At 72.7% G+C, this 1,208-nt stretch carries 1 protein-coding gene; it reads left to right on the plus strand.

What is annotated here, in order from left to right; all coding sequences use genetic code 11:
* Positions 1-1,056: hypothetical protein (locus tag ACXJLU_RS33365; protein ID WP_457338008.1), on the plus strand; the 1,056-nt coding region annotated here is incomplete at its 5' end.
* Positions 1,057-1,208: the final 152 nt, after the last annotated feature.

Below are 1,208 nucleotides of genomic sequence, written 5' to 3' on the forward strand. Positions count from 1 at the left end.
GCCTGCAGCTGCGGCGGCAATTGCCCGCGCTGCGCGGCGATGCCGGCGCTCGGCGCGTCGGCCCCGGTGATCGCCCGCGCGCCCGCGGTGGCGGCTCTGACCGAGCGCGACTACCGCGATTTCGTGCAGGCCACCATCGGGCAGCTGAACGCGGCGGCCAGCTTCTATGCCGATCCGCTGGTGCAGATGAACGCAGCGCGCTTCGACACGCTGATCAACGCCTGGTACGCGATGGTGACCGACCGCGACAAGATGATCACCGACCACCTGGGCGGCGACGTGCTGCTGCGGCGCGATCTGCAGGCCGCCTACATCGCCGCGCTGCGTGCGCTGATGCCGAAGGCCGCGACCGCGCTGAGGCAGACCGAGGACGCGCTGTACCGCATCAACAATGGGCGCATCCCGCCGTGGGCGTGGCAGGTGCCGCACCGCCAGGAGGCGGGCTTCTCGACGCCGCTGGCCGACAACCAGGCGGTCGACCCGCTCGCCGGCAACGTGGCGTTCGCGAGCAACGGGGTCTCGGTGACGCTGCTGCCCGACGGCGTGGCGGTGACGAACCCGGCCAACCCGACAGCGGCCGGCACGCGGCTGCTGTTCCCCATCAGCGTGCCGTTCACGACGACGATCACCAAGGGTGTTGCCCGCATCGCGAGCTTCACGCCGCCGGCCGCGGTGGCGACCTTGCAGACGCTCTACCCGCCCGGCGTGTCGGCCGGCGGAAGCTCGGGCTACGGGCGCGGCACGACGCGCGAGGACCAGGCGGGCGGCAAGGTCGACCCGCGCAGCACCAGGCTGCGCTTCCACGAGGGCCAGCACGGGCTGGACTTCCAGGCCTTCATCGCCGCGAACGCACTCCCGGCCTTCACCGGCGCCACCGGCCAGACCGAGCAGCAGTTCCGCGATGCCGTCGAGGCGTACAAGCGGGCGATCAGGGCCTACGTCGATCGCGCGACGAAGGCCTCGTCGCGCGTGACGCACTGCGTCGGCACGACGATCGACCAGTACAACCAGGCACAGGCACCGGGCGCGACGATCACGCTCGAGTGCACGCCCTGAGCGAGGCCGGCCATGACTGCACAGACCGCCGCTRCTGCCAAACCCGCCGCCGCGCAACGCGCTACACCGGCCGCGGCGCAGGCGCGCGGCGAGCCACTCGCGATGCCGATGCAGGGCGCCGCGCAGGGGCTTCGGGCCGGCTGCGCCTGCGG

It is taken from the genome of Rhizobacter sp. P5_C2, from assembly GCF_054049715.1.